General features: G+C 71.4%; 18 protein-coding genes and 1 pseudogene. 12 read left to right on the forward strand and 7 right to left on the reverse strand.

All coding sequences use genetic code 11. The features are described from left to right. Nucleotides 1-63 precede the first annotated feature (63 nt). The 3 genes from QIS96_RS08875 to QIS96_RS08885 form a co-directional block, all read right to left on the reverse strand. Nucleotides 64-2,043, reverse strand: a complete 1,980-nt coding sequence (locus tag QIS96_RS08875; RefSeq protein WP_282541999.1) for an ABC transporter ATP-binding protein — start codon at nucleotides 2,041-2,043, stop codon at nucleotides 64-66. Between the two features lie 101 nt (nucleotides 2,044-2,144). Next, nucleotides 2,145-2,696 carry a hypothetical protein gene (locus QIS96_RS08880; RefSeq protein WP_282541887.1) on the reverse strand — a complete coding sequence of 184 codons (552 nt, stop codon included), beginning with the start codon at nucleotides 2,694-2,696 and terminating at the stop codon, nucleotides 2,145-2,147. 86 nt (nucleotides 2,697-2,782) lie between these two features. Next, the gene (locus tag QIS96_RS08885; RefSeq protein WP_282541888.1) at nucleotides 2,783-3,565 is read right to left on the reverse strand and encodes a sulfite exporter TauE/SafE family protein; all 783 of its coding nucleotides are present in this window, start codon (nucleotides 3,563-3,565) and stop codon (nucleotides 2,783-2,785) included. Between the two features lie 473 nt (nucleotides 3,566-4,038). Between QIS96_RS08885 and QIS96_RS08890 the strand changes: the two genes are divergently transcribed. From QIS96_RS08890 to QIS96_RS08910, 5 genes are all read left to right on the forward strand, one after another. Then, nucleotides 4,039-5,064: an SPFH domain-containing protein gene (locus QIS96_RS08890; RefSeq protein ID WP_282541889.1), complete on the forward strand. Its 1,026-nt coding sequence runs from the start codon at nucleotides 4,039-4,041 to the stop codon at nucleotides 5,062-5,064. Continuing rightward, nucleotides 5,061-5,978 carry a diacylglycerol kinase catalytic domain-containing protein gene (locus QIS96_RS08895; RefSeq protein WP_282541890.1) on the forward strand — a complete coding sequence of 306 codons (918 nt, stop codon included), beginning with the start codon at nucleotides 5,061-5,063 and terminating at the stop codon, nucleotides 5,976-5,978. Before QIS96_RS08890 ends, QIS96_RS08895 begins: the two co-directional genes overlap by 4 nt. A gap of 213 nt (nucleotides 5,979-6,191) precedes the next feature. Then, complete coding sequence (locus tag QIS96_RS08900) at nucleotides 6,192-8,261, forward strand: phosphocholine-specific phospholipase C (RefSeq protein WP_282541891.1); 2,070 nt, start codon at nucleotides 6,192-6,194, stop codon at nucleotides 8,259-8,261. Between the two features lie 291 nt (nucleotides 8,262-8,552). Continuing rightward, entirely contained in the window at nucleotides 8,553-9,644 is a 1,092-nt protein-coding gene (locus tag QIS96_RS08905; protein WP_282541892.1) for a mechanosensitive ion channel family protein, read from the forward strand. Nucleotides 9,645-9,709: 65 nt separating this feature from the next. After that, on the forward strand, nucleotides 9,710-10,300 hold the full coding sequence (locus tag QIS96_RS08910; RefSeq protein WP_282541893.1) for a hypothetical protein: 591 nt from the start codon (nucleotides 9,710-9,712) through the stop codon (nucleotides 10,298-10,300). A gap of 63 nt (nucleotides 10,301-10,363) precedes the next feature. Here QIS96_RS08910 and QIS96_RS08915 read toward each other — a convergent pair. From QIS96_RS08915 to QIS96_RS08925, 3 genes and pseudogenes are all read right to left on the reverse strand, one after another. Continuing rightward, nucleotides 10,364-10,614: pseudogene (locus QIS96_RS08915) on the reverse strand (GH32 C-terminal domain-containing protein); the annotation flags it as partial. 136 nt (nucleotides 10,615-10,750) lie between these two features. Continuing rightward, nucleotides 10,751-11,998, reverse strand: coding sequence for an NAD(P)/FAD-dependent oxidoreductase (locus QIS96_RS08920; protein ID WP_282541894.1), 1,248 nt, complete (start codon nucleotides 11,996-11,998; stop codon nucleotides 10,751-10,753). A gap of 120 nt (nucleotides 11,999-12,118) precedes the next feature. Then, nucleotides 12,119-12,439 carry a bifunctional 3-phenylpropionate/cinnamic acid dioxygenase ferredoxin subunit gene (locus QIS96_RS08925; protein WP_282542000.1) on the reverse strand — a complete coding sequence of 107 codons (321 nt, stop codon included), beginning with the start codon at nucleotides 12,437-12,439 and terminating at the stop codon, nucleotides 12,119-12,121. A gap of 284 nt (nucleotides 12,440-12,723) precedes the next feature. Here QIS96_RS08925 and QIS96_RS08930 point away from each other — a divergent pair, with 284 nt between their 5' ends. From QIS96_RS08930 to QIS96_RS08960, 7 genes are all read left to right on the forward strand, one after another. Beyond that, on the forward strand, nucleotides 12,724-13,467 hold the full coding sequence (locus QIS96_RS08930; RefSeq protein WP_282541895.1) for an IclR family transcriptional regulator: 744 nt from the start codon (nucleotides 12,724-12,726) through the stop codon (nucleotides 13,465-13,467). 256 nt (nucleotides 13,468-13,723) lie between these two features. Beyond that, nucleotides 13,724-14,809 carry an S-(hydroxymethyl)mycothiol dehydrogenase gene (locus QIS96_RS08935; RefSeq protein WP_282541896.1) on the forward strand — a complete coding sequence of 362 codons (1,086 nt, stop codon included), beginning with the start codon at nucleotides 13,724-13,726 and terminating at the stop codon, nucleotides 14,807-14,809. 234 nt (nucleotides 14,810-15,043) lie between these two features. Next, nucleotides 15,044-17,518 carry a GcvT family protein gene (locus QIS96_RS08940; RefSeq protein WP_282541897.1) on the forward strand — a complete coding sequence of 825 codons (2,475 nt, stop codon included), beginning with the start codon at nucleotides 15,044-15,046 and terminating at the stop codon, nucleotides 17,516-17,518. A 52-nt stretch (nucleotides 17,519-17,570) separates the two neighbouring features. Further along, nucleotides 17,571-18,701, forward strand: a complete 1,131-nt coding sequence (locus tag QIS96_RS08945; RefSeq protein WP_282541898.1) for an aromatic ring-hydroxylating oxygenase subunit alpha — start codon at nucleotides 17,571-17,573, stop codon at nucleotides 18,699-18,701. After that, a complete protein-coding gene (locus QIS96_RS08950; protein WP_282541899.1) occupies nucleotides 18,694-20,160 on the forward strand; it encodes an aldehyde dehydrogenase family protein in 1,467 nt (488 codons plus the stop codon). Before QIS96_RS08945 ends, QIS96_RS08950 begins: the two co-directional genes overlap by 8 nt. Nucleotides 20,161-20,238: 78 nt before the next feature. Then, entirely contained in the window at nucleotides 20,239-21,804 is a 1,566-nt protein-coding gene (locus QIS96_RS08955; protein ID WP_282541900.1) for an APC family permease, read from the forward strand. Next, complete coding sequence (locus QIS96_RS08960) at nucleotides 21,801-23,375, forward strand: GMC family oxidoreductase (RefSeq protein WP_282541901.1); 1,575 nt, start codon at nucleotides 21,801-21,803, stop codon at nucleotides 23,373-23,375. Before QIS96_RS08955 ends, QIS96_RS08960 begins: the two co-directional genes overlap by 4 nt. A gap of 171 nt (nucleotides 23,376-23,546) precedes the next feature. Here the strand turns inward: QIS96_RS08960 and QIS96_RS08965 are convergent, their stop codons facing one another. Then, on the reverse strand, nucleotides 23,547-24,095 hold the full coding sequence (locus QIS96_RS08965; RefSeq protein ID WP_408907149.1) for a response regulator: 549 nt from the start codon (nucleotides 24,093-24,095) through the stop codon (nucleotides 23,547-23,549). Nucleotides 24,096-24,125 lie beyond the last annotated feature (30 nt).

The following is a 24,125-nucleotide window of genomic DNA, read 5'->3' on the forward strand; positions in this document are numbered from 1 at the left end:
CCCCCCCCCGCCGCCCCGGGCCCGCCCGCCGCACGCGTGCCTCACGCGTGCCTCACGCGTGCCTCACGCGCCTGACACGGAAGCCGTCTCCTCCGCCCCGGGCTCCTGCACCGTCACATCCGCCTTCAACAGGCCCTTCTCGTACGGGAGTTGCTCGATCGGCGACGCATCCCGGTCCGGCTGGCCGGCGAACTGGGTCCGGTACAGCTGTGCGTAGCGCCCGCCCAGCGCGAGGAGGTCCTCGTGGCGGCCGCGCTCCACGATGCTGCCGTCCTCGACGACGAGGATCAGGTCGGCCGCGCGGACCGTCGACAGGCGGTGTGCGATGACGACGGCGGTGCGGTCGGCGAGCGCCTCGGCGAGGGCCTCCTGGACTGCGGCCTCCGAGGTGTTGTCGAGGTGGGCGGTGGCCTCGTCGAGGATGACCACGCGCTGCCGGGCGAGGAGCAGCCGGGCGATGGTGAGGCGCTGGCGCTCGCCGCCGGAGAGCCGGTAGCCACGCTCGCCGACGACGGTGTCGAGGCCGTCCGGGAGGGATGCGATCAGCTCGTCGAGGCGGGCCCTGCGCAGCGCCTCCCACAGCTCGTCCTCGCTCGCGTCGGGCCGGGCGAGGGCCAGGTTGGCGCGGACCGACTCGTGGAAGAGGTGCCCGTCCTGGGTGACCATGCCGAGGGTCGCGCGGACCGATGCGGCGCTCAACTCCCGTACGTCCACGCCCCCGAGGCGTACGACACCGGAGTCGGCGTCGTAGAGCCGGGGCACGAGCTGCGCGATGGTCGACTTGCCCGCGCCGGACGAGCCGACCAGGGCGACGGTCTGGCCGGGCTCGGCGCGGAAGGAGACACCGCGCAGGACTTCGGCGCCGCCGCGGTTGTCGAGGGCGGCGACCTCTTCGAGGGAGGCGAGGGAGACCTTGTCGGCGGCCGGGTAGCCGAAGCGGACGTCCTCGAACTCGACGGCGACGGGCCCTTCGGGCACGGCGCGGGCGTCCGGCTTCTCCTCGATCAGCGGCTTGAGGTCGAGCACCTCGAAGACCCGCTCGAAGCTGACGAGGGCGCTCATCACCTCGACGCGGGCCCCGGCGAGCGCGGTCAGCGGCGCGTACAGCCTGGTCAGGAGCAGGGCGAGGGAGACGACAGCGCCGGCTTCGAGGCTGCCGCGCAGCGCGAACCAGCCGCCGAGCCCGTAGACCAGGGCGAGCGCGAGGGCCGAGACGAGAGTGAGCGCGGTGATGAACGCGGACTGCGCCATGGCCGTGCGTACGCCGATGTCGCGGACCCGGCCCGCGCGGGCGGCGAACTCCGCGGACTCCTCGCCGGGCCGGCCGAACAGCTTGACCAGGGTCGCGCCCGGCGCCGAGAACCGCTCCGTCATCCGCGTGCCCATCGCGGCGTTGTGGGCGGCGGCCTCACGCTGGAGGCGGGCCATGCGGCTGCCCATCCGGCGGGCGGGCACGACGAAGACCGGCAGGAGCACGAGCGCGAGCAGGGTGATCTGCCAGGACAGGCTGAGCATCACGACGAGGGTGAGCAGCAGCGTCGCGAGGTTGGACACCACTCCGGAGAGCGTGTTGGAGAAGGCCCGCTGCGCGCCGATGACGTCGTTGTTGAGGCGGCTGACGAGGGCGCCGGTGCGGGTGCGGGTGAAGAACGCGACGGGCATGCGCTGTACGTGGTCGAAGACCGCGGTGCGCAGGTTGAGGATCAGGTCCTCGCCGAGGCTCGCGGAGAGCCAGCGGCCGAGGAGCCCGAGCCCGGCCTCGGCGAGCGCGATCACGGCGATGAGCAGCGCGAGCCGTACGACGAGACCGGAGTCCTTGCCGGCCACGATCGCGTCGACGACCCCGCCGGCGAGGACCGGCGTGGCCACGGCGAGCAGCGCGGTCACCACGCTGAGCAGCACGAACTGGATGATGCGGCGGCGGTGCGGGCGGGCGAAGGCGCCTATGCGGCGCAGGGTGGCCCGGACGAAGGGGCTTGCCTCTCTACGGGCCTGCTGCGCTGTCATCACGCTGTGCAGCTGGGTCCAGGCTGTGGTTTCCATGCTCATGCTGAAGACCGTAGAACCTCAAGCAAGGTTCAGGTCAACGGTTTTCGGGAGGAGATGTCAGCCTCTTCAAGTCGTACGCGTAAAAGCCGTCCGCTTCAGGGGAGCAGCCGCCAGTCGGCGACGAGGGCGGCGATCAGGCCCGTGCCGAGCACCCAACTGCCCAGTCGGGTACGGCCGCGGCGGCTGAGCTCGATGACGATGCCGCAGAGGATGAGCAGCAGCCCGTACACGCCGACGACCAGTACGGAGGAGCGGCTCGCCAGGCGTATCGCGAGGACCGCCGCGGCCGCGACCATGAGCACGGACGCCGCGGCTATGCGCAGCCGGCGCGCCTGCCAGGGGGCGAGCCCGGACCTCGACTCATCGACCTCTTCGAGGGTCTCCTGCTCTTCGGTGGACTCCGGCTCTTGGGGGGACGCCGACCCTTCGGGGGTCTCCGGCTCGTCGAGCGTCTCCGGCTCGTCGAGTTCCTCTCGGTCTCCGAGCGCCGACGCGGCCTCGTCCAGCTCTTCGGCACGCTCGCGACGTGCCTCGTCCGACTCGGTCCGCTCGCGGGACTCCGGCGTCGCTTTGCCGTTCTCACCAGCGGAAACCGGCTTCCGCTCGGCCGGCCGCTGCTCGTCCCGCTCTTGATCAGATGCGCTCATGGCCTGGATCGTAGCCGCTGCCCCGCGGACGCAGCCCCGGTACTCCCAGGGCTTCGCCGGGCTGCTCCCAGGGCTTCGCCGGGTGCTCAGCGCAGCAGCAGCTGCAGCCCGCCAAGGATGGTCGCGGCGATCACCAGGCGCTCGAAGACCCGCTGGTCGATGCGGTCCACGCAGACCTTGCCCAGGTACGCGCCGGGAACGACGAAGAGGACCATCGCGGCGTCGAGCAGCAGCGAGTGGGCGTCGATCAGGCCGAGGCCCACGCTGAAGGGGACCTTGAAGCTGTTCACGATGAGGAAGAACCAGGCCGACGTGCCCAGGAACCCGAGTTTCCGGAAGCCGGCGGAGATCAGGTAGAGGGAGAGGACGGGGCCGCCCGCGTTCGCGACCATCGTCGTGAATCCGCCGAGCACCCCGTACGAGCGGGCCTTGATCCGTCCGGCCCGCGAGCCCACGGGGGACGCCTCGGCGCTCACTCCGTCAACTTCCTTGTCGCGCTTGCCGGTCGAGCGCCGCCGGGCGATCGTGACGCCTGCCATCAGGAGCAGGATCGCGCCGATCGACGTGCGTACGGCCGCGTCGTCCGCCCACATCATGAAGACCACGCCGACGAGCACGCCGAGGCCCACGGCCGGGAACAGCCGCCACAGCGTGGGCCAGTGCGCGTGCCGCCGGTAGGTGAGGACGGCGAGCACGTCGCCGGCGATGAGGATCGGCAGCAGCACTCCGGTCGACTCGCGCGCGGGCAGCACGGCCGCGAAGATCGCGAGGCTGACCGTGTTGGCGCCGCTCACGGCGGTCTTAGAGAAGCCGACGAGCGCCGCGGCGAAGGCGAGCGCGGCCAGCTCCCACAAGGTGAGGGTGTCCATAGGGAGACCGATGCTATGCCCACCCATCTCGGAGCTCGGTATACGGACCCCACCCTGGACGTCGGATTCCGGTATACGGAGCGGGAGTTCAGGGGGCCGCGGCGAGCGGGCGGCGCGGGCACGATGGGCGGGTACGGAACGTGCCGGTCGGCTGGCTTGTCGGTGAGTCAGCCGGCCGATGCGTTCCGGAGCGCGGCCCTCCTCCGCACCCCCTCCGTATGCGGGGAGGGCACGCCGCGCCGGGTCCGGCGGCGGCCTGCCGGACCCGGGCGCCCCGTGGTGGCCGTCGTGCGAACGGTGAGCGGCATCAGCGCGACGGCCACCACGGCGAGCGAACCCCTCCCCTCCTTTACGCGCCCCCTCCATGTGGCGCCCGCACGGCCCCACACTCCCCTCCCCCCTTTGGTCACCTTGACGAAAACTCGGTCGCCCTTTATGGTCTTGTTGACCAATAACCAACGGGAGGGGCTCCCATGGCCGACATCACGCGCCGTCTCGGCTGGCGTCACCTGCGTTCCGCGCCGACCGCGCACATCCGGCACCACCGGGGCGGCAAGCTCGTGCACGACGGTGCGGGGCTGAGCTTCTGGTACCGCTCGCTGAGCGCCGCGCTCTCCGAAGTGCCCGTGAACGACCGGGAGTTGGAGATGGCGTTCCACGCCCGCACCTCCGACTTCCAGGACGTGACCGTGCAGGCCACCGTCACGTACCGGATCAGCGACCCGGCCGCGGCCGCCGGGCGGCTCGACTTCTCCGTCGACCCGGACACCGGGCAGTGGCGCGGCGCCCCGCTCGAACAGCTGGCGACGCTGCTCACCGAGACCGCGCAGCAGCACGCCCTGGACGTCCTTGCCCGTACCGCCCTGTCGGCCGCGCTCGTCGACGGCGTCAACGCGGTACGGGAGCGGATCACCGCGGGGCTCGGCCGGGAGCCGCGGCTGCCCGCCACCGGGATCGAGCTGGTCGCGGTGCGGGTCGTCGCGATCCGCCCGGAGGCCGAGGTGGAGCGGGCGCTGCGCACCCCGGCGCGCGAGGAGATCCAGCAGGAGGCGGACCGGGCCACGTATGAGCGGCGGGCCGTGGCCGTGGAACGCGAACGGGCCATCGCCGAGAACGAGTTGGCCAGTCAGATCGAACTCGCCCGCAGGGAGGAGCAGTTGGTGGAGCAGCGCGGCACCAACGCGCGCCGCGAGGCCGAGGAGAACGCTGCCGCCGACGAGGTACGGGCCACCGCCGAGGCCGCCCGCACGGTGCGGCTCGCCGAGGCCGAGGCCAGCTCCGCCCGCACCGTCGGCGAGGCGAAGGCGGCGGCGCAGACCGCGTGGCTGCGGGCGCACGCCGAGGTGGACGCGGCCACGCTCACCGCACTCAACGCGGGGCACCTGGCGGACAATCTGCCGCGCATCGACAGCCTCACCATCTCGCCGGACGTCCTGACGAGCCTCCTGGAGCGCCTCGGCCACGGCGCCCCCGCCGCGGGTGCGAGGGCCGGGCGATGAGCCTCGCCCCACGCGCCGTCCTGGTCCACCGCACCACCGAGTACGAGGAGTTGCTCGCCCGGCACGGCACGCACGGGCAGGCCGCGTACTTCCTCGGCTCGCGCGGCCGGGACATCGCCGAGGTCGCCGAGCGCCACCACCGGACCCTGCGGGCGCTCGCCGAGGTGGCCGCGGCCGTCCCCGCGACCTGGCGGCAGGCCCGCGTGGAACGGGCCGACCTGGACCGGTTCCTGTTCGCGCCGGAGGACGTCGTGGTGGTGGTCGGCCAGGACGGTCTGGTGGCCAACGCGGCGAAGTACCTGGACGGGCAGCCGGTCGTCGGCATCGACACCGACCCGGGACGCAACCCCGGCGTGCTCGTACGCCACCGGGCCGCCGACGCCCGGAAGTTGCTGCCCGCGGCGGCCGCCGGGCGGGCCGCGTTCGACGCCCTGACGATGGTCGCGGCCGTCGCCGACGACACGCAGCGGCTGCTCGCGCTCAACGAGATCTACCTCGGCCCGCCCGGCCACCAGACCGCCCGCTACCGCCTCGCCCCCGAAACGAAAGGCGAAACGGGCGGGCAGGACGGGGCCGCCGAGCCGCAGGCCTCCTCCGGCGTGCTCGTCGGCACCGGCACCGGCGCCACCGGCTGGCTGCGCTCCCTGTGGCTGCAGCGTGGCGGCCCACTCGCCCTGCCGGGGCCCACGGAACGGCAGTTGGCGTGGTTCGTACGCGAGGCCTGGCCGTCCCCGGCGACGGGCACGGTCCGGGTCGAGGGGCTGCTCGGGGCCGGCCAGGCGCTGCTCCTCACCGTCGAGTCGGAGCGGCTCGTGGCCTTCGGGGACGGCATGGAGGGCGACGCACTCGACCTGACGTGGGGACAGACGGTGCGGGTCGGGGTCGCGGACACGGCTCTGCGGCTTGCCGGTTGAGCGACCGACCGTTGAGTGCCCGGCGGCTGAGCGACCGAGTGTGGAGCGACCGACGGCTGAGCGACCGACTGTGGAGCGGCCGACAGCCGACAGTCCGAAACGACCTCCTGGTCACACAACCGCCATCCCCCGTCCCCTTGACCTGGACCCTCTTCGGGCACTCCACTTGACTTGTCCGTACAAGTTCCCGACTCCGCCAGAGGTCCCCCACTCATGACCCCACCCAAGCCCGAACTCAACCGCCGCCGGTTCCTGCAGTTGGCAGGGGCCGGCGCGGGCGTGGCCGCGCTGTCCGGCAGCATCGCGCGGGCCGCGGCCATCCCTGCCGCCCGCCGCACCGGAACCGTCGACGACGTCGAGCACATCGTGGTCCTGATGCAGGAGAACCGGTCGTTCGACCACTACTTCGGTGCGTTGAAGGGCGTGCGCGGCTTCGGCGACCCGCGCCCGGTGACGCTGCCGAGCGGCAAGTCCGTGTTCCACCAGCCGGACGGCGGCAAGGAGGTGCTCCCGTACCACCCGGACGCGGAGGATCTCGGCATGCAGTTCATCGCGGGCCTCGACCACGACTGGGCGGGCGGCCACAAGGCCTGGAACAACGGGCGTTACGACCAGTGGATACCGGCCAAGTCGGCGGGCACGATGGCCCATCTGACGCGCCAGGACATCCCGTTCCACTACGCGCTCGCCGACGCCTTCACGATCTGCGACGCGTACCACTGCTCGTTCATCGGGGCCACCGACCCCAACCGCTACTACATGTTCTCCGGCCACACAGGAAACGACGGCCAGGGCGGCGGACCTGTGCTCGGCAACCAGGAGGCGGGGTACGACTGGACGACGTACCCGGAGCGCCTGGAGGCGGCCGGGGTGTCCTGGAAGATCTACCAGGACATCGGCGACGGCCTGGACGCGGCCGGCCACTGGGGCTGGATCGACGACGCCTACCGGGGCAACTACGGCGACAACTCGCTGCTCTACTTCAACAAGTACCGGAACGCCGAGCCGGGCGACCCGCTGTACGACAAGGCCCGCACCGGCACCAACGCCAAGGCGGGCGACGGCCTCTTCGACCATCTGAAGGCCGACGTGCAGGCCGGGAAGCTGCCGAAGATCTCCTGGATCGCCGCGCCCGAGGCGTTCAGCGAACACCCCAACTGGCCCGCCAACTACGGTGCCTGGTACATCTCGCAGGTCCTGGACGCGCTCACCTCCGACCCCGAGGTGTGGGCGCGTACGGCCCTGTTCATCACGTACGACGAGAACGACGGCTACTTCGACCATGTGGTGCCGCCCTATCCGCCGGCCTCCGCCGACCAGGGGCGGTCCACGGTCGACACCAGCCTGGACTCCTTCCAGGGCGACGCGAGTTATGGGGCCGGGCCCTATGGGCTCGGGCAACGTGTGCCGATGCTGGTGGTCTCGCCGTGGTCGACGGGCGGCTACGTCTGCTCCGAGACCTTCGACCACACCTCGATCCTGCGGTTCATGGAGCGCCGCTTCGGCGTCGCCGAGCCCAACGTGTCGCCCTGGCGCAAGTCGATCTGCGGCGACCTGACCTCGGCCTTCGACTTCGGCCTCAAGGACACGGACCCGGCCGAGCTGCCCGGCACGGACGGCTACCGCCCGCCGGACAACGAGCGCCACGACAGCTATGTGCCGAAGCCGCCCGCCCAGCCCCAACTCCCGCCACAGGAAGCCGGGGCGAGGCCCACGCGGCCGCTGCCGTACGCCCCCTACGTGGACGGCGCCGCCACCCCGGCCTCCGGCCGCTACACGCTGACGTTCAGTGCGGGCGCGAAGGCCGGCGGCACCTTCCACGTCCGCTCCGGCAACCGCGGCGACGGCCCCTGGACGTACACCACCGAGGCCGGCAAGACGATCTCGGACACCTGGAACTCGGAGTACTCCGACGACGCGTATGACCTGACGGTGCACGGCCCGAACGGCTTCCTGCGCACCTTCAAGGGCCCCGGCAAGACGGCCGGTCCCGAGGTCACCGCCCGCCATGCCGCCTCCGACGGCACCCTCGCCCTGACGCTCAGCAACGCGGGCGCCGCCGAGGTGCGCCTTCACCTGGCCGACGCTTACGGCGGTCCCGGCGAGGAGTTCACGCTCGCTGCGGGCGCGACGGTGAAGCACACCGTGCACCTGGACGCGGGCAAGCGCTGGTACGACGTGACCGTGAGCTCCGAGTCGGACGGGACGTTCCTGCGCCGCTTCGCCGGGCACGTCGAGACGGGCGAGCCGGGCGTCAGCGACCCGGCGATCCGCACAGCCTGACCACGACCTGACCCGCACACCTGGCGGGGCCGGGCCCGGTGAGCACACCGCCTTCACCGGAGCCCGGCCGCCCCCGCGTCTCAACACCCGTACGGATACGGCAGGATGACGCCTTGCCTCCCCGAGCCGTCCGTACATCCGGCACCTGTTGCACACGTTTCCGGCACATTCGTACGGCTCCAGCACCACCGGAGAGGCAGTACGCGCAGCCGAGAGACGAGCAGGTGACCACTTGAGCAAGTATGTGAGCCCCGGGAGTAGCGCCGTGAGAAGCGCCGCGGGAGGCGGCCGATGAGCCGGGACCTGACCGCGCACGACGCGATCCTCGCCGCCGTCGCGCTCGCCGCGGGCATCGCCGCCGGGCTGCTGCTCCGGCTGGTCCTCCGCTGGCTCGGGCGGCACGCGGTGCGCACCCGCTGGCGCGGGGACGACGTGCTCGTGGCCGCGCTTCGCACTCTCGCGCCGTGGGCGGCGGCGATAGCCGGGGCGGCCGTCGGGGCGAGCGCGCTGCCGCTGACCCGGTCGGTCCGCACGGTCGTGAACCAGTCGCTGAGCGCGCTGCTCATCCTGGTCGCCACGCTGATCGTGGCGCGGGTGATCACGGGCGCGGTGCAGTCGATGACGAAGTCCCGTACGGACGCGGCGGGTTCGGCCACGATCTTCGTGAACATCACCCGGGTCGTGGTCCTCGCCATCGGCGTCCTCGTCGTCCTGGAGACCCTGGGCGTCTCGATAGCGCCGCTGATCACCGCGCTCGGCGTGGGCGGTCTGGCCGTGGCGCTCGCGCTGCAGGACACCCTCGCGAACCTGTTCGCGGGCGTGCACATCCTCGCGTCGAAGACCGTGCAGCCCGGTGACTACATCCAGCTGAGCAGTGGTGAGGAGGGCTATGTGGTCGACATCAACTGGCGCAACACGGTCGTGCGCAACCTCTCCAACAACCTCGTGATCATCCCCAACGCCCAGCTGTCCGGCACCAACATGACCAACTACACGCGGCCGGAACAGAAGTTGACGATCCTCGTGCAGGTCGGCGTCGGCTACGACAGCGATCTGGAGCAGGTCGAGAAGGTCACGGTCGAGGTCGTCGCCGAGGTGATGGCCGGGGTCGAGGGCGCCGACCCGGAGCACGAACCGGCCGTACGCTTCCACACGTTCGGCGACTCGCGGATCGGCTTCACGGTGATCCTGGGCGTGGGCGAGTTCAGTGACCAGTACCGGATCAAGCACGAGTTCATCAAGCGGCTGCACCAGCGGTACCGCGCCGAGGGCATCCGCGTCCCCGCCCCCACCCGCACCGTCGCACTCCAGCAGGAGGGCGCCGCGCCGCTCGACGCGGCCGCGATCCCGCAGCAGCGCGGCAACGCGGCTCCGCTGTCCTGACGTACGCAGAGCGAGGGGGGGTGCGGGTGGTCACAGACACAGGTCGATCGGCCATACTGCGCACCGTGGAAAAGCGCATGGACGAGAACGCCGCTCCCCTGCACGTGCACGCCGCGTCGACGGACCCGGGCTTCATCCCCGGCATCACCCCGTCGAAGGCCGTGGCGCCCGAGGACGACGCCGACGCCGCCGTCGAGCCCGCGTCCGGGACCGAGCCCGAGCAGGACGAGGAACAGGCCACAGAGAACGAGACCGGTACGGGGGCGGAGGACGCGGCGGACACGGATCCCGCCGGGTCCGAGCCCGAGGCGGATGGCGAGCTGAAGGCCGAGGCGGACGCGGACGCGGAGGCCGGGGAGGGCGACGGCGACAAGGCCGAGTCCCCCGCCTTCGAGGCCGCCGACCACCGCGGCTCCATCACCGTCGACGGCAGCGGCCTGCGCTTCCGACTCGACGACCAGGAGGCCGAGTTCGACTGGGACGAGATCGGCGCTGTGGAGCACTCCACGTCCCGCTTCGGCCGCCGCCTCACCGTCACGGCCCACACCCTCGCGCGCCGCGCCTACCCGGCCGAGGTCCAGGCCCCGGACAAGGCGACCCTGAAGCGCTGGACCACCGAGCTCGACGACGTACTGGACGCACACTTCGAGGAGTGACCCGACGCCATGGGGCGGCCCCACACCGCCCCGTGCCGCCGTGTCCCTCCCCTGCCGCCGTCGTCACACCGCGAACCCCCGCACCACGGTGTTGCGGAACACCGCCCTGCCCTCGGCGCTGAATAGAGCGAGCCCGGTGTCCGCGGGGTACGGGGAAGCCTCCATGGAGTGCACGTACCGGCCGTCGCCGACGAACACCGCCACGGTCGTACGGTCCACGAAGACGCGCAGTCGCCCCACACGCCCGCGTCGATGTGCCGGCTCCCGTCCGAGGAACGCCTCAACTGCACGCCCGCACCGGCCAGTTGCTCCCAGCCGTGAACCGGCGCAGTTCGGGCTCGGGGCGTGCCAGGGTCCGAGTTCCCGGACGAGCAGAAAAGCCACGAAGGGCCGCCCCCGATCCCCCGGTGGGCGGCCCTTCGTCTCAGGGGGAGATCCCCTGGCCTCGGCTCAGACCGCGAGCGCGGCCGGTGCGGCGGTCGCGGTCGTGGTCGCGGGGGCCGGGGCGGGCGTGGCAGTCGGCGCCGGGGCCGGCGGCAGCGTGGTCGACTGGGCGTCCGCGCGGGCCAGTTCGCGGCGGATGCGGGTGAACGGGCGGGGGCGGTCGAGGGCGAGGACGGCGGTCGTACGGGCGTCGCGTTCGTAGACGGCGAGGAAGCCGCCCTCCTCCATGGAGCCCTCGACGATCCGCGGGACGTCGCCCTGCTCGCGCCGGCCGGCGAACTGCAGGCGGGAGCCGTACTGGTCGGACCAGAAGTAGGGCAGCGGGCGGACGTGTTCGGCGGTGTACCCGGCGAGGAGGTTGCGCACGGCGACGCGGGGCTGGGCGGTGGCGCTGGTCCAGTGCTCGGCGCGGTGGCCGCCGACGCGGGCGACGTCGCCGACCGCGACGACCTGCGGGAGGTTGGTGACGCAGCCGTCGTCGCAGAGCACGCCGTCGTGGACGGCGAGCGTCGATTCCGCGAGCCACTCGGTGTTGGGGATCGCGCCGATGCCGACGACGACCACGTCGGCGGGGAAGAGGCGGCCGTCGGTGAGGCGGACGCCGGTCACCGCCTGCTCGCCCTCCAGGGCGGCGACGCCGGTGCCGGTGACGAGTCGCACGCCGCCGCGTGCGTGCAGGCGGGCGGCGACCGCGGCCATCTCCGGGCCGAGTTGGCCGAGCAGCGGCATCGGCGCGGCCTCGACGACGGTGACGTCATGGCCCATCGCGGCGCAGGACGAGGCGGTCTCGGCGCCGATGAAGCCGCCGCCGATGACGACGACGCGCTGGGTGCCGCGGCGCAGGTCGGTGCGGAGTGCGCGGGCCTCGTCGAGGGTGCGCAGGGTGTGGACGCCGCCGAGCCAGGGGCCGGGGAGGCGGCGGGCGCGGGCGCCGGTGGCGATGACGACGCCGTCGGTGGAGACGGTGCGCCCGTCTTCGAGGAGTACGGTGCGGCCGCGGGCGTCGAGGCCGCGGGCGCAGACGCCGAACATCCACTCGGCGCCGAGTTCGAGGGTCTCCTCGTCGTCGGAGAGGGCGAGGTCGCTCTCCTCCGCCTTGCCGGCGAGGAAGTCTTTGGACAGCGGGGGGCGGTCGTAGGGGCGGTGCTGCTCCTCGCCGACGATCACCAGCCGGCCGTCGAAGCCCTGCGCCCGCAGTTCCCGGGCGGCGTAGAGTCCGGCGAGCGAGGCGCCCACCACGGTCACGGTCCTCATGAGGCTGTGCCTTTCTCGTCGATCCGGTCCGCACGTGCGGGGTGCGGCCGGAGTGGCTCCGGGGGTTGAGAGGTCGCAAGGGGAGACACCCCCTGCGGGCGCGGGCCGGGCGGCGGGCGCTCAGGCCGCGACGTTCTCCTCGTCGCTGCGGTGGACGTGGATCATGCCGTCGTCGACGGTCACCCGGTGGGTGCGCACGGCGCGGCGGGCCGGCAGGCAGGTGGGGCGGCCCGTACGCAGGTCGAACGAGGCCTCGTGGAGCGGGCATTCGACCAGGCAGCCCTCCAGGAAGCCCTCGGAGAGCGAGGCGTCCTGGTGCGTACAGGTGTCGTCGATGGCGTACAGCTCTCCGTCCGCGTTGAACACGGCGATGGGCGGTTCGACGTCCACGCGGACCGATTCGCCCTCAGGAAGCTCTTCGAGGCGGCAGACGGGAATCACAGGCACCCCTCTTGGTTCTGGACCGTTCAGTAACCTACTGTTTCGCATCACGCACCGTAGTGCGCCGTGCGCAACAGAATCCGGTCGATGAGCCCCGTACGTCAAGAGGGTTCTCGCAGATGCGGTCCGACAAGCGACCGCCAGGTGGTGAGAGTTGAGCTATGCCCCGTGAACAAGTGCAGGTGAGAGCAGGTACGGCAGGCAGGGCGAAGGCCGTCGGAACCGCCCGGGAAAAGTCCGGATCGAAGCAGTCGGAGCGGGCGTCGAGGGGGTCGGCCGGCTCGGTGCAGTCAGTGGACCGTGCGATCAGCGCGATGGAGATCCTCGCGCGGCACGGCGAGGCCGGGGTCTCGGAGATCGCCGAGGAGCTGGGGGTGCACAAGTCGACCGCATTCCGACTGCTCGGCGTGCTCGAACAGCGGGGCCTGGTCAACCAGTCCGCGGACCGGGGCAAGTACTACCTCGGGGCCGGCGTGCTGCGCCTCGCGGGGGCGGCGGCAGCGCGGATGGACATCTCGCAGGAGGCCGCGCCGATCTGCCGCGACCTCGCGGACGAGCTGGGCGAGACGGTCAACATCGCGATCCTCGACGACGACGCGGCGGTCAACATCATGCAGGCCAGAGGCTCGGCCTCGGTGACCGCGCAGAACTGGCTCGGCAGACGCACGCCCCTGCACGCCACGTCCAGCGGGAAGGTGCTGCTCGCCCATCTGCCGCCGACGTTGCGCGAGGGGCTGCTCGCCCGGACCCTGCCGAGGTTCACCACGCGCACGGTCGTCAGCGCGGCCGCGCTCCGCTCCGAGCTGGCGAAGGTCGGCGGGCAGGACTTCGCCGTCGCCGTGGAGGAGTTGGAGATCGGACTCGCCTCGGTGGCGGCGCCCGCGCGCTCGCACGACGGGAAGGTGCTCGGCGCGGTCAGCGTCTCCGGACCGGTGTACCGGCTGACCGCGGACCGCATGCCGGACCTGGCCCGGCGCACGGTCGCGGCCGCCGCCGAGCTGTCCCGCCGGATGGGCCACGGCCTGTGAGCTGACCGTCGCGCACCGCGGGATGCCGTACGAGAACACCAGGTCAGAGGCGTTGGGCCGGGTGTTCTCGTACGGCTTTCGCGCGCCGCGCGCGACCCCTTCAGGCGTGTCCGGAAGGTGACCCTGCGTCAGCATCGTTTTGCCAATGCTTGATCCGCACCCCTTGACGGCGTCACGACCGCGTTCCCAAGATGTGTGCAACGTCGCTCATCACGCAACGCATCGCGCACTGCGCAACATCACCAGGGAGTTGGTCGTGCCACACGAGGTCCGCGCCGTCGTCGCCCTCAAGAAGGGCGCACCCGTCGAGGTGCAGACGATCGTCGTTCCTGATCCCGGCCCGGGAGAAGTGCTGGTCAAGGTGCAGGCCTGCGGTGTCTGCCATACGGATCTGCACTACCGGGAAGGCGCGATCAACGACGAGTTCCCGTTCCTGCTCGGCCACGAGGCGGCCGGTGTCGTCGAGTCGGTCGGCGACGGCGTCACCGACCTCGAACCCGGGGACTACGTGGTGATCGCCTGGCGCGCGCCCTGCGGCACCTGCCGGTCCTGTCGCCGCGGCCGCCCCTGGTACTGCTTCGACTCCCGCAACGCCACCCAGCCGATGACGCTCCTGGACGGCACCCCGCTCAGCCCCGCGCTCGGCATCGGCGCCTTCGCCGAGAAGACCCTCGTGGCGGCCGGCCAGGCCGTGAAGGTCGACGCCGCCGCCCGCCCGGAGGCCGCGGGCCTGATCGGCTGCGGCGTCATGGCCGGGTACGGGGCGGCCGTGAACACCGGCAACGTCCAGCGCGGCGACACCGTGGCCGTGATCGGCTGCGGCGGCGTCGGCAACGCGGCCATCGCGGGCGCCTGCCTCAACGGCGCCCGCAAGGTGATCGCCGTCGACATCGACGACAAGAAGCTCGACGTGGCCGAGAAGTTCGGCGCCACGCACACCATCAACTCCCGTGGCACCGACCCGATCGAGTCCGTGCGCGCGCTCACCGACGGCTTCGGCGTGGACATCGCGATCGACGCGGTGGGCCGCCCGGAGACGTACAAGCAGGCCTTCTACATGCGCGACCACGCGGGCGTCCTCGTCCAGGTCGGCGTGCCCGACCCGGACATGAAGGTCGAGATCCCGCTGATCGACCTGTTCGGCCGCGGCGGCGCCCTCAAGTCGTCCTGGTACGGGGACTGCCTGCCGACCCGCGACTTCCCCGTCCTGATCGACCAGTACCTCTACGGGCTGCTCGACCTCAACGGCTTCGTCACCGAGACGATCGCCCTCGACCAGGTGGAGGAGGCCTTCGGCAAGATGCACCGGGGTGAGGTGCTGCGCTCGGTGGTCGTGCTCTGACCACCCGTCTTCGCCGCCGCTGAACGCCCCAACTCGGCGTCGTGCTGCGGTAGTTCACCCCCGCCGGACCCACCCCGGCCCCCGCAGGCTCCCGCAAGCGCTGCACCCGCACCACCTGAGGCCGTCGCCTCGTACGCGCGCCCCGCGGCGCCCGCGCCCCCGCCGTGCACACGGCCCGGCGCCGCCGCGGGCCCCGCCCCGTCCCCCTGCCGTCCCCACCACCCAAGGAGGGGCATGTCCAGCACACCCGAAACCCGCCCGGCCTCCGCAGGCCCCCGCGTCGTCATCGTCGGCGCCGGAATCGTCGGCTGCTCGCTCGCCGACGAGCTCACCGCCCGCGGCTGGACGGACGTCACCGTCCTCGAACAGGGCCCGCTGCCCGCGCCCGGCGGTTCCACCTCGCACGCCCCCGGCCTGGTCTTCCGTACGGGCCCTTCGAAGACCCTCACCGAGTTCGCCAAGTACACCGTGGAGAAGTTCAACTCCCTTGAGGTGGACGGGCTTTCCTGCTTCAACCCGGTCGGCGGCCTGGAACTCGCCACCACCCCGGAGCGCTGGGCCGACCTGCACCGCAAGGCCGGCTGGGCCGCCGCCTGGGGTGTGAACGGCGAGCTGGTGTCCGCCGAGCGCTGCAAGGAACTGTGGCCGCACCTCGACGAGTCCAAGGTGCTCGGCGGCTTCCACACCCCCGAGGACGGCCTGGCCCGCGCGCTGCTCGCATCCCGCGCCCAGATGGAGCGCGCCCAGGAGCGCGGCGCGACGTTCCTCGACCGGCACACCGTGACCGGCATCGAGCAGGAGGACGGCAGGGTCACCGCCGTCGTCACGGACCGCGGCACGTTCCCCGCCGACCACGTGGTGTCCGCCGCCGGATTCTGGGGCCCCGTCATCGGCCGCATGGCCGGCGTCGACGTACCGCTGCTCCCGCTCGCGCACCAGTACGCGAAGACGAAGCCGCTGCCCGAGCTCGAAGGCGTCAACGACCCGCGTACGGAGGCGTCCAAGCCGATCCTGCGGTTCCAGGACCGCGACCTGTACTTCCGCGAGCACACCGACCGCATAGGTATCGGCAGTTACGCCCACAAGCCGCTGCCCGTCGACCCGTTCGCGCTGCTCGACTACGACACGGCACGCGCGGGCGGCATGGACATGCCCTCCTCGTACCCGTTCACCGAGGAGGACTGGGCGCCGAGTTGGGAGGACTGCAAGTGGCTCCTGCCGATGCTGCGTGACGCGGAGGTCGAGGAGGGCTTCAACGGGGTCTTCTCGTTCACGCCCGACGGCATGCCGGTGCTCGGCGAGGCCCGGCAGCTGCGCGGCTTCTGGCTCGCGGAGGCCGTGTGGGTCACGCACTCGGCGGGCGTCGCCAAGGCCGTCGCCGAATGGATGGTCGACGGCACACCCTCGCTCGACCTGCACGAGTGCGACCTCACCCGGTTCGAGGACGCGCAGCGCTCGCCCGCTTTCGTGCACGACCGCGGGGCGCAGCAGTTCGTCGAGGTGTACGACGTGCTCCACCCGCTGCAGCCCGCCGAGAACGCCCGTCCGCTGCGCGTCAGCCCCTTCCACGCCCGGCAGCAGGAGCTCGGCGCGGTGTTCCTGGAGGGCGGCGGCTGGGAGCGTCCGCACTGGTACGAGGCCAACTCGGCGCTCGCGGAGGGGATTTCGCTGCCCGAGCGGGACGACTGGTCGGCCCGCCACTGGTCGCCGATCGCCGCGGCCGAGGCGAAGGCGACGCGCGAGAAGGTGGCGTTGTACGACATGACGCCGCTGCGCCGGCTCGAAGTCACCGGGCCGGGTGCGCTGGACTTCCTGCAGCGCATGACGTCCAACAACCTCGCGAAGAAGCCGGGCGCAGTCACGTACACGCTGCTTCTGAACGAGGACGGCGGCGTCCGCTCCGACCTGACCGTGGCGCGGCTCGGCCGCGACCACTTCCAGCTCGGCGCCAACTCCCCCGCCGACCTCGACTGGTTGCTGCGGCACGCGCCCGCCGACGTGCACGTCCGCGACATCACCTCGGGCACCTGCTGCATCGGCGTCTGGGGCCCGCTCGCCCGCGACCTCGTGCAGCCGCTGACCCGGGACGACTTCTCGCACGAGGGCTTCGGCTACTTCCGCGCGAAGCAGACGCACCTCGGCCACGTCCCCGTCACCGCGATGCGCCTGTCGTACGTGGGCGAGCTGGGCTGGGAGTTGTACACCACCGCCGACCTGGGGCTGCGGCTCTGGGACACGCTGTGGGAGGCCGGACAGGAGCACGGTGTGATCGCGGCAGGCCGGTCCGCGTTCAACAGCCTCCGCCTGGAGAAGGGCTACCGCTCCTGGGGCCACGACATGACCACCGAGCACAACCCGTACGAGGCGGGTGTGGGCTTCGCCGTCCGCATGGACCGCGGCGGCGACTTCCTCGGCCGGGAGGCGCTCGCCCAACTCGGCGAGCCCGAGCGGAAGTTGACGGCGCTGCTGCTCGACGACCCGGCCGCCGTGGTGCACGGCCACGAGCCGGTGCACGTCGACGGCGCCCCGGCCGGCTACGTCACCAGCGCCTCGTACGGCTACACCCTGGGCCGCTGCGTCGCCTACGCGTGGCTGCCGGTGCTGCCTTCCGGAACCGGGGTGCACGTCGAGTACTTCGGCGAGAAGGTCCCGGCGACCGTGATGGATGAGCCGCTGTTCGACCCGGAGATGACGCGCATCCGCCGCTAGCCCCTGTCGCCGCCAAGTTGAGCCAGTACCAGTCCCGTTGAGGAGTACGTACGTGACGACGACCCCCGTCGCCCCCAGCCTCGTGGCCACGCTGCCCGGCCACTATTACACCGATCCCGAACTGTTCCGCCTGGAGCAGGAGAAGATCTTCGAGTCCATGTGGTTCTGCGCCGTGCGCAGCGCCGACCTCGCCAAACCCGGCGCCTTCCGCACCGTCCAGGTCGGCCGGGAGAGCGTCCTCGTCACCCGGTCCCGCACCGGTGAGCTGCGCGCCTTCCTGAACGTCTGCCGGCACCGCGGTGCCCAACTGTGCACCGAGGAGTCCGGCGAGGTGCGCCGCAACCTGCAGTGCCCGTACCACGCCTGGACGTACGACCTCGACGGCAAGCTCGTCGCCGCGCCCAACCTGACGAAGATGCCGGACGTGGACCGCAGCGAGTACGGCCTGATCAAGGTCGCCCTGCGGGAGTGGCTCGGCTACGCCTGGGTGTGCCTGGCCGACGAGCCGCCCTCCTTCGAGGAGACGGTGATCGGCGCGGCCGTGGAGCGCCTCGGCAATGTGGCGGCCATCGACTCGTACTGCACCGAGGGCCTCGCGCTCGGCAAGCGCATCACGTACGACGTGAAGTCCAACTGGAAGCTGATCGTCGAGAACTTCATGGAGTGCTACCACTGCGCGACGATCCACCCCGAACTCACCGAGGTGCTCCCGGAGTTCGCGGACGGCTACGCGGCGCAGTACTACGTGGGGCACGGCGCCGAGTTCGGTGACGAGGTCAAGGGCTTCACCGTCGACGGCAGCGAGGGCTTCGCCAAGCTGCCGGAGGTCGCCGAGGACCAGGACCGGCGGTACTACGCGATGACGGTCAAGCCGACCGTGTTCATCAACCTGGTGCCGGACCACGTGATCCTGCACCGCATGTTCCCGATGGCCGAGGACCGCACGATCGTCGAGTGCGACTGGCTGTACGCGCCGGAGGTGGTCGAGTCGGGCGCGGACGTGTCGAAGTCGGTGGAGCTGTTCCACCGGGTCAACGCGCAGGACTTCGAGGCGTGCGAGCGCACCCAGCCGGCGATGTCCTCGCGGGCGTACCGCAAGGGCGGTGTGCTGGTGCCGACCGAGCACCACATCGGGATTTTCCACGAGTGGCTGACCGAGCAGCTGGGGGCCGACCATGTCTGAGCTGTTCATCGACGGCGCGTGGACGAGCCCGCGCGAGGAGCAGACCCGCGAGATCCGCTGCCCGGCCGACGGTTCGCTCGTCGCGGTCGTGGCCGAGGCGGGCGGCAAGGACACCCTGGAGGCGATCGCGGCCGCCCGGCGCGCGTTCGACGAGGGGCCCTGGCCGCACACCACGGGCGCGGTCCGCGGCGACCTGCTGCTTCGCGTCGCGGACCTCCTTGTCCGCGACAAGGACGCGCTGGCCCGCGCGGAGTCGCTCGACACCGGCAAACGCCTGGTGGAGAGCGAGTACGACATGGACGACATCGCGAACTGCTTCCGCTACTTCGGGCGGCTCGCGGCGGCGGACGACGGCCGGGTCGTCGAGAACGGCGTGCCGGACGCGGAGAGCCAGGTCGTGCACGAGCCGGTCGGCGTGTGCGCGCTCATCACCCCGTGGAACTACCCGCTCCTGCAGACCGCGTGGAAGGTCGCCCCGGCCCTCGCGGCGGGCAACACCTTCGTCCTGAAGCCCAGCGAGCTGACCCCGCACACCGCGATCCACCTGGTGAAGCTGCTCGCCGAGGCGGGCCTGCCCGACGGCGTCGCCAACCTGGTCCTCGGCGCGGGCCCCGAGGTCGGCGGCCCGCTCGCCGAGCACCCGGACGTGGACCTGGTGTCGTTCACCGGCGGCCTGAACACCGGCCGGCACCTGATGGCGGCCGCGGCCGGCACGGTCAAGAAGGTCGCCCTGGAACTGGGCGGCAAGAACCCCAACATCGTGTTCGCGGACGCCGACTTCGAGACGGCCGTCGACATGGCGCTGACCGCCGTGTTCCTGCACTCCGGCCAGGTCTGCTCGGCCGGCGCGCGGCTCCTCGTCGAGGACTCGCTGCACGACCGGTTCGTCGACGAGGTGGTCCGCAGGGCCGAGCAGATCCGGCTCGGCGGCCCCTTCGACGAGCACGCCCAGACCGGACCGCTGATCTCGGCGGGCCATCTGGCCAAGGTCGAGGCGTACGTGGAACGCGGCGTGCAGGAAGGCGCGGTGCTGCGCTGCGGCGGGTCCCGGCCCGCCGGCGCGGAGTACGACAACGGCTACTACTACCTGCCGACGGTCCTCGACGCCTGCACGCACGACATGTCCGTCGTGCAGGACGAGTCGTTCGGCCCGGTCCTCACGGTGGAGCGGTTCACCGACGAGACCGAGGCCGTACGGCTCGCCAACTCCACCATCTACGGACTCGCGGGCGCCGTCTGGACGAGCGACGAGGCCAAGGCCCGCCGCGTCGCGTCCGGCCTGCGCCTCGGCACGGTGTGGATCAACGACTTCCACCCGTATGTGCCGCAGGCCGAGTGGGGCGGCTACAAGCAGTCCGGCACCGGCCGCGAGCTCGGCCCCGCCGGGCTCGCCGAGTACCGAGAGACGAAGCACATCTGGCGCAACACCCGACCTGTCCCGCAGGGCTGGTTCGCGTAACTGCCCGAAGTCCACGGCCGGTCGGGCGCCTTCCGACCGGCCGTGGCCGCAGCCGGCCGTGACTCCCAGGAGACGCGCATGAATACGAATACCGCCGACAGGGGCGACAGGGACGACGCCGAACTCGAGGACTTCGGCTACCGCCCCGAACTCAAGCGCACCCTTGGCAACTTCCATACCTTCGCCGCAGGCATCAGCTACATCTCCATCCTCACCGGCACCTTCCAGCTCTTCTATTTCGGTTACGCGAACGGCGGCCCGGCCTACTGGTGGTCCTGGCCCATGGTGTTCGCCGGCCAGTTCATGGTGGCCCTGTGCTTCGCGGAGCTGGCCGCCCGCTATCCCGTGGCCGGCTCGATCTACAACTGGGCGAAGAAGGTGGGCAATCCGCACGTCGGCTGGCTCGCCGGCTGGATGATGCTGCTCGCCTCGGTCGTGTCGATCGCGGCCGTCGCCCTCGCCTATCAGCTGACGCTGCCGCAGATCTCGTCGTTCTTCCAGTTCGTGGGGGACGGCACGGGCACGTACGACGTGGCCACCAACGCGGTGATCCTGGCCGCGGTCCTGATCCTGTTCACCACGCTCGTCAACGCCTTCGGCGTGAAGCTGATGGCCACGATCAACACGGCAGGCGTCTTCATCGAGCTGATCGCCACCGTCGTACTGATCGTCCTGTTCGCGGTGCACATCGTGCGCGGCCCGGAGGTGGTCACCGAGACGGCCCACACGGGGGACGGCCAGTCCTTCGGCTATCTCGGCGCCTTCCTCGTCGCCTCGCTCGCCTCCGCGTACGTGATGTACGGCTTCGACACCGCCGCCTCGCTCGGTGAGGAGTCGCTCGACCCGTCGCGGAACGCGCCGCGTGCCATCATCCGCTCGATCATCGCCTCGTTCGTCCTCGGCGGCCTGATCCTGCTGCTCGCCCTGATGAGCGTCTCCTCGCTGCGCGGCGAGAAGCTCTCCTCGGACGGACTGCAGTACGTCGTCCTCGACGTGCTCGGCCCGACGGCCGGCAAGGCCATGCTCTGGTGCGTCCTGATCGCGGTGACGGTCTGCGCGCTCGCCGTGCACACGGCGGCGATCCGGCTCGCGTTCGCGATGTCCCGCGACAACAACCTGCCGGCGGCCTCGCTGCTCGCCCGGGTCAGCCCGCGCTTCAAGACCCCGGTGGCCCCCGCCGTCATCATCGGCGTCCTGTCGCTCGCGATCCTGGTGGTCAACATCCGCCAGCCGCAGATCTTCACGGTGGTCACCAGCATCGGCATCATCATGATCTACGCCGCGTACCTCCTGGTCACGGTCCCGATGCTGATCTCCCGGCTGCGCGGTACGTGGAAGCCCGCCGAGGGCAAGTTCTCGCTCGGCCGCTGGGGCCTGCCCGTCAACATCCTCGCCGTCCTGTGGGGCGGGGCCATGACCGTCAACCTGATCTGGCCGCGCGCCGAGGTCTACAACGCCACCGCCCCGTACCACTGGTATCTGCGCTGGGGCGCCGTCCTGTTCGTCGGCCTGATCGCCGGCGGCGGCTTCGCCTACTACTGGTTCGTCCAGCGCCACCGCACCGGCGTGCTCGCCGAGCACGCCGCCCAGACCCCTGAAACGCCCACCCCTGCCGCCGACCTGGAGGAGGTCACCACCTCATGAGTTCCGACGCCACCGCATCCGCCGAAGTCTTCGACTACGTAGTCGTCGGCGGCGGCACCGCAGGCAATGTCGTCGCGGCCCGCCTCACCGAGGACCCGGACGTCACCGTCTGCGTCCTGGAAGCCGGACCGAGCGACGTCGGCGACGACAACGTCCTCCAACTCGACCGCTGGATGGGCCTGTTGGAGTCCGGCTACGACTGGGACTACCCGGTCGAGCCGCAGTCCAGCGGCAACAGCTTCATGCGGCACGCCCGCGCCAAGGTGCTCGGCGGCTGCTCCTCGCACAACTCGTGCATCGCGTTCTGGGCCCCGGCCGAGGACCTCGACGCCTGGGCGGCCGGCGGGTGTACGGGCTGGACCGCGGAAGAGCTCTTCCCGCTCTACCGGCGCCTGGAGAACAACGACGCCCCCGGCGACCACCACGGCCGCTCGGGCCCGGTGAAGCTGCGCACCCTCAAGGGCGCGGACGACCCGTGCGGCAACGCCCTGTTGGAGGCCTGCGCCCAGGCGGGCATCCCCACCACGCCGTTCAACACCGGCAAGACGGTGATCCGCGGCGCCAACTGGTTCCAGATCAACTCGGACGAGAACAACGTCCGCCAGTCGTCCTCGGTCGCCTACCTGCACCCGATCATGGGCAAGCGCCCCAACCTCGAAGTGCGTACGGGCGTCCGCGCGAAGCGCCTGGTCTTCGAGGGGAAGCGGTGCGTGGGCACCGAGTACCTGGACCCCGACCAGATCCACACCCGTACGGTCCGCGCCCGCCGCGAGGTCGTCGTCTCCTGCGGCTCGATCGACACCCCGAAGCTGCTCATGCTCTCCGGCATCGGCCCGGCAACTCACCTGCGCGAGCACGGAGTTGACGTCCTCGTCGACTCGCCCGGCGTCGGCGAGAACCTGCAGGACCACCCCGAGGGCGTGATCATGTGGGAGGCCAAGCAGCCGATGCCCACCCGGTCCAGCCAGTGGTGGGAGGCGGGCATCTTCTACGACACCGAGCCCGGCCTCGACCGGCCCGACCTGATGTTCCACTACGGCCAGGTGCCGTTCGACATGAACACGGCCCGGCACGGCTACCCGACGACGGACAACGCGTTCTGCCTCACCCCGAACGTCACCCGCGCCCGCTCCAAGGGCACCGTCCGGCTGCGCACCCGCGACTTCCGGGACAAGCCGATGGTCGACCCGCGCTACTTCACGGATGAGCACGACGCCCGCGTGATGACGTACGGCCTGAAGCTGGCCCGGCGCATCGCCGAGCAGCCGGCGCTCAGCGGCTGGGCGGGCGCGGAGCTGGCCCCCGGCCCGGACGTGCGCACCGACGACGAGCTCCTCGACTACATCCACAACACCCACAACACCGTCTACCACCCGGCGTGCACGGTGAAGATGGGCGCCGACGACGACGTGTTCGCCCCGCTCGACGCCCGCCTGCGCGTCAAGGGCGTGGAGGGCCTGCGCGTCGCCGACGGCTCGGTGATGCCGGACCTGGTCACGGTCAACCCGTGCATCACGACGATGATGATCGGCGAGAAGTGCTCGGACCTGTTGAAGGGGGACGCGCGCTAAGGGCGTTCGTACGTGCCCGTCCCGCACGGTCGGCTCGGGCACCGCCGATCGTTTTGATTCCCCGCCCCGCCCCTTCCCGAAAGCCTGCGGCGCTGTCTGCGCAGTTCCCCGCGCCCCTTACAACCCAGCCCCTCCGGCGTTTGAGGAGCGGGGTCCGGGGCGGAGCCCCGGTTACGGGGAGGGGCGGGGTGGGGAAGAAGCCCGCCGCAGGCGCGCCAGGTCCCGGCCCACGGCGGCGACCTGGTCGGCCAGCTCCGCCGCCGGGGCCGAGCTCTCCCGGATCCGCAACTCGATCCGGTTGAGCTCCGCCACCGCCTCCACAACCCGCTCCCCCTCCCCCACCTCCGCCGCGGCCTCCGCCAACTGCCGGTTCTTCCGATGCAGTTCGAGGAATACGTTGGCCTTCGTCCGCAGCACCCACGGGTCGATCGGCTTGTTCAGGAAGTCCGCCGCCCCCACGGCGTACCCCCGGTACGTGTAGTCCGCGTCGGGGTTGGCTCCGGTCACGAGGATGATCGGGACGTCCTTGGTCTGGTCGAGCCGCTTGATGGTGGCGGCCGTCTCGAAGCCGTCCATGCCGGGCATGACGACGTCGAGGAGGACCAGGGCGAACTCCTCGCGCAGCATCGCCTTGAGCGCCTCCTCCCCCGAACTCGCCCGGACGAGCCGCTGATGGAGCGGGCCGAGGACGGCTTCGAAGGCCAGCAGGTTCTCCTCCATGTCGTCGACGATGAGGATGCTGCAGAGATC

Origin of the sequence: Streptomyces cavernicola, assembly GCF_029968035.1 — a bacterium.
Classification (GTDB): domain Bacteria; phylum Actinomycetota; class Actinomycetes; order Streptomycetales; family Streptomycetaceae; genus Streptomyces; species Streptomyces cavernicola.

What these genes read in the sequence shown, in the direction of transcription:
- QIS96_RS08950 (WP_282541899.1), top strand. Translation starts at nt 18,694, where the DNA reads ATGTCTGAGCTGTTCATCGACGGCGCGTGGACGAGCCCGCGCGAGGAG.
- QIS96_RS08965 (WP_408907149.1), bottom strand. Translation starts at nt 24,095, where the DNA reads ATGGAGGAGAACCTGCTGGCCTTCGAAGCCGTCCTCGGCCCGCTCCAT.
- QIS96_RS08955 (WP_282541900.1), top strand. Translation starts at nt 20,239, where the DNA reads ATGAATACGAATACCGCCGACAGGGGCGACAGGGACGACGCCGAACTC.
- QIS96_RS08920 (WP_282541894.1), bottom strand. Translation starts at nt 11,998, where the DNA reads ATGAGGACCGTGACCGTGGTGGGCGCCTCGCTCGCCGGACTCTACGCC.
- QIS96_RS08885 (WP_282541888.1), bottom strand. Translation starts at nt 3,565, where the DNA reads ATGGACACCCTCACCTTGTGGGAGCTGGCCGCGCTCGCCTTCGCCGCG.
- QIS96_RS08895 (WP_282541890.1), top strand. Translation starts at nt 5,061, where the DNA reads ATGAGCCTCGCCCCACGCGCCGTCCTGGTCCACCGCACCACCGAGTAC.
- QIS96_RS08890 (WP_282541889.1), top strand. Translation starts at nt 4,039, where the DNA reads ATGGCCGACATCACGCGCCGTCTCGGCTGGCGTCACCTGCGTTCCGCG.
- QIS96_RS08875 (WP_282541999.1), bottom strand. Translation starts at nt 2,043, where the DNA reads ATGGAAACCACAGCCTGGACCCAGCTGCACAGCGTGATGACAGCGCAG.
- QIS96_RS08905 (WP_282541892.1), top strand. Translation starts at nt 8,553, where the DNA reads ATGAGCCGGGACCTGACCGCGCACGACGCGATCCTCGCCGCCGTCGCG.
- QIS96_RS08940 (WP_282541897.1), top strand. Translation starts at nt 15,044, where the DNA reads ATGTCCAGCACACCCGAAACCCGCCCGGCCTCCGCAGGCCCCCGCGTC.
- QIS96_RS08900 (WP_282541891.1), top strand. Translation starts at nt 6,192, where the DNA reads ATGACCCCACCCAAGCCCGAACTCAACCGCCGCCGGTTCCTGCAGTTG.
- QIS96_RS08960 (WP_282541901.1), top strand. Translation starts at nt 21,801, where the DNA reads ATGAGTTCCGACGCCACCGCATCCGCCGAAGTCTTCGACTACGTAGTC.
- QIS96_RS08880 (WP_282541887.1), bottom strand. Translation starts at nt 2,696, where the DNA reads ATGAGCGCATCTGATCAAGAGCGGGACGAGCAGCGGCCGGCCGAGCGG.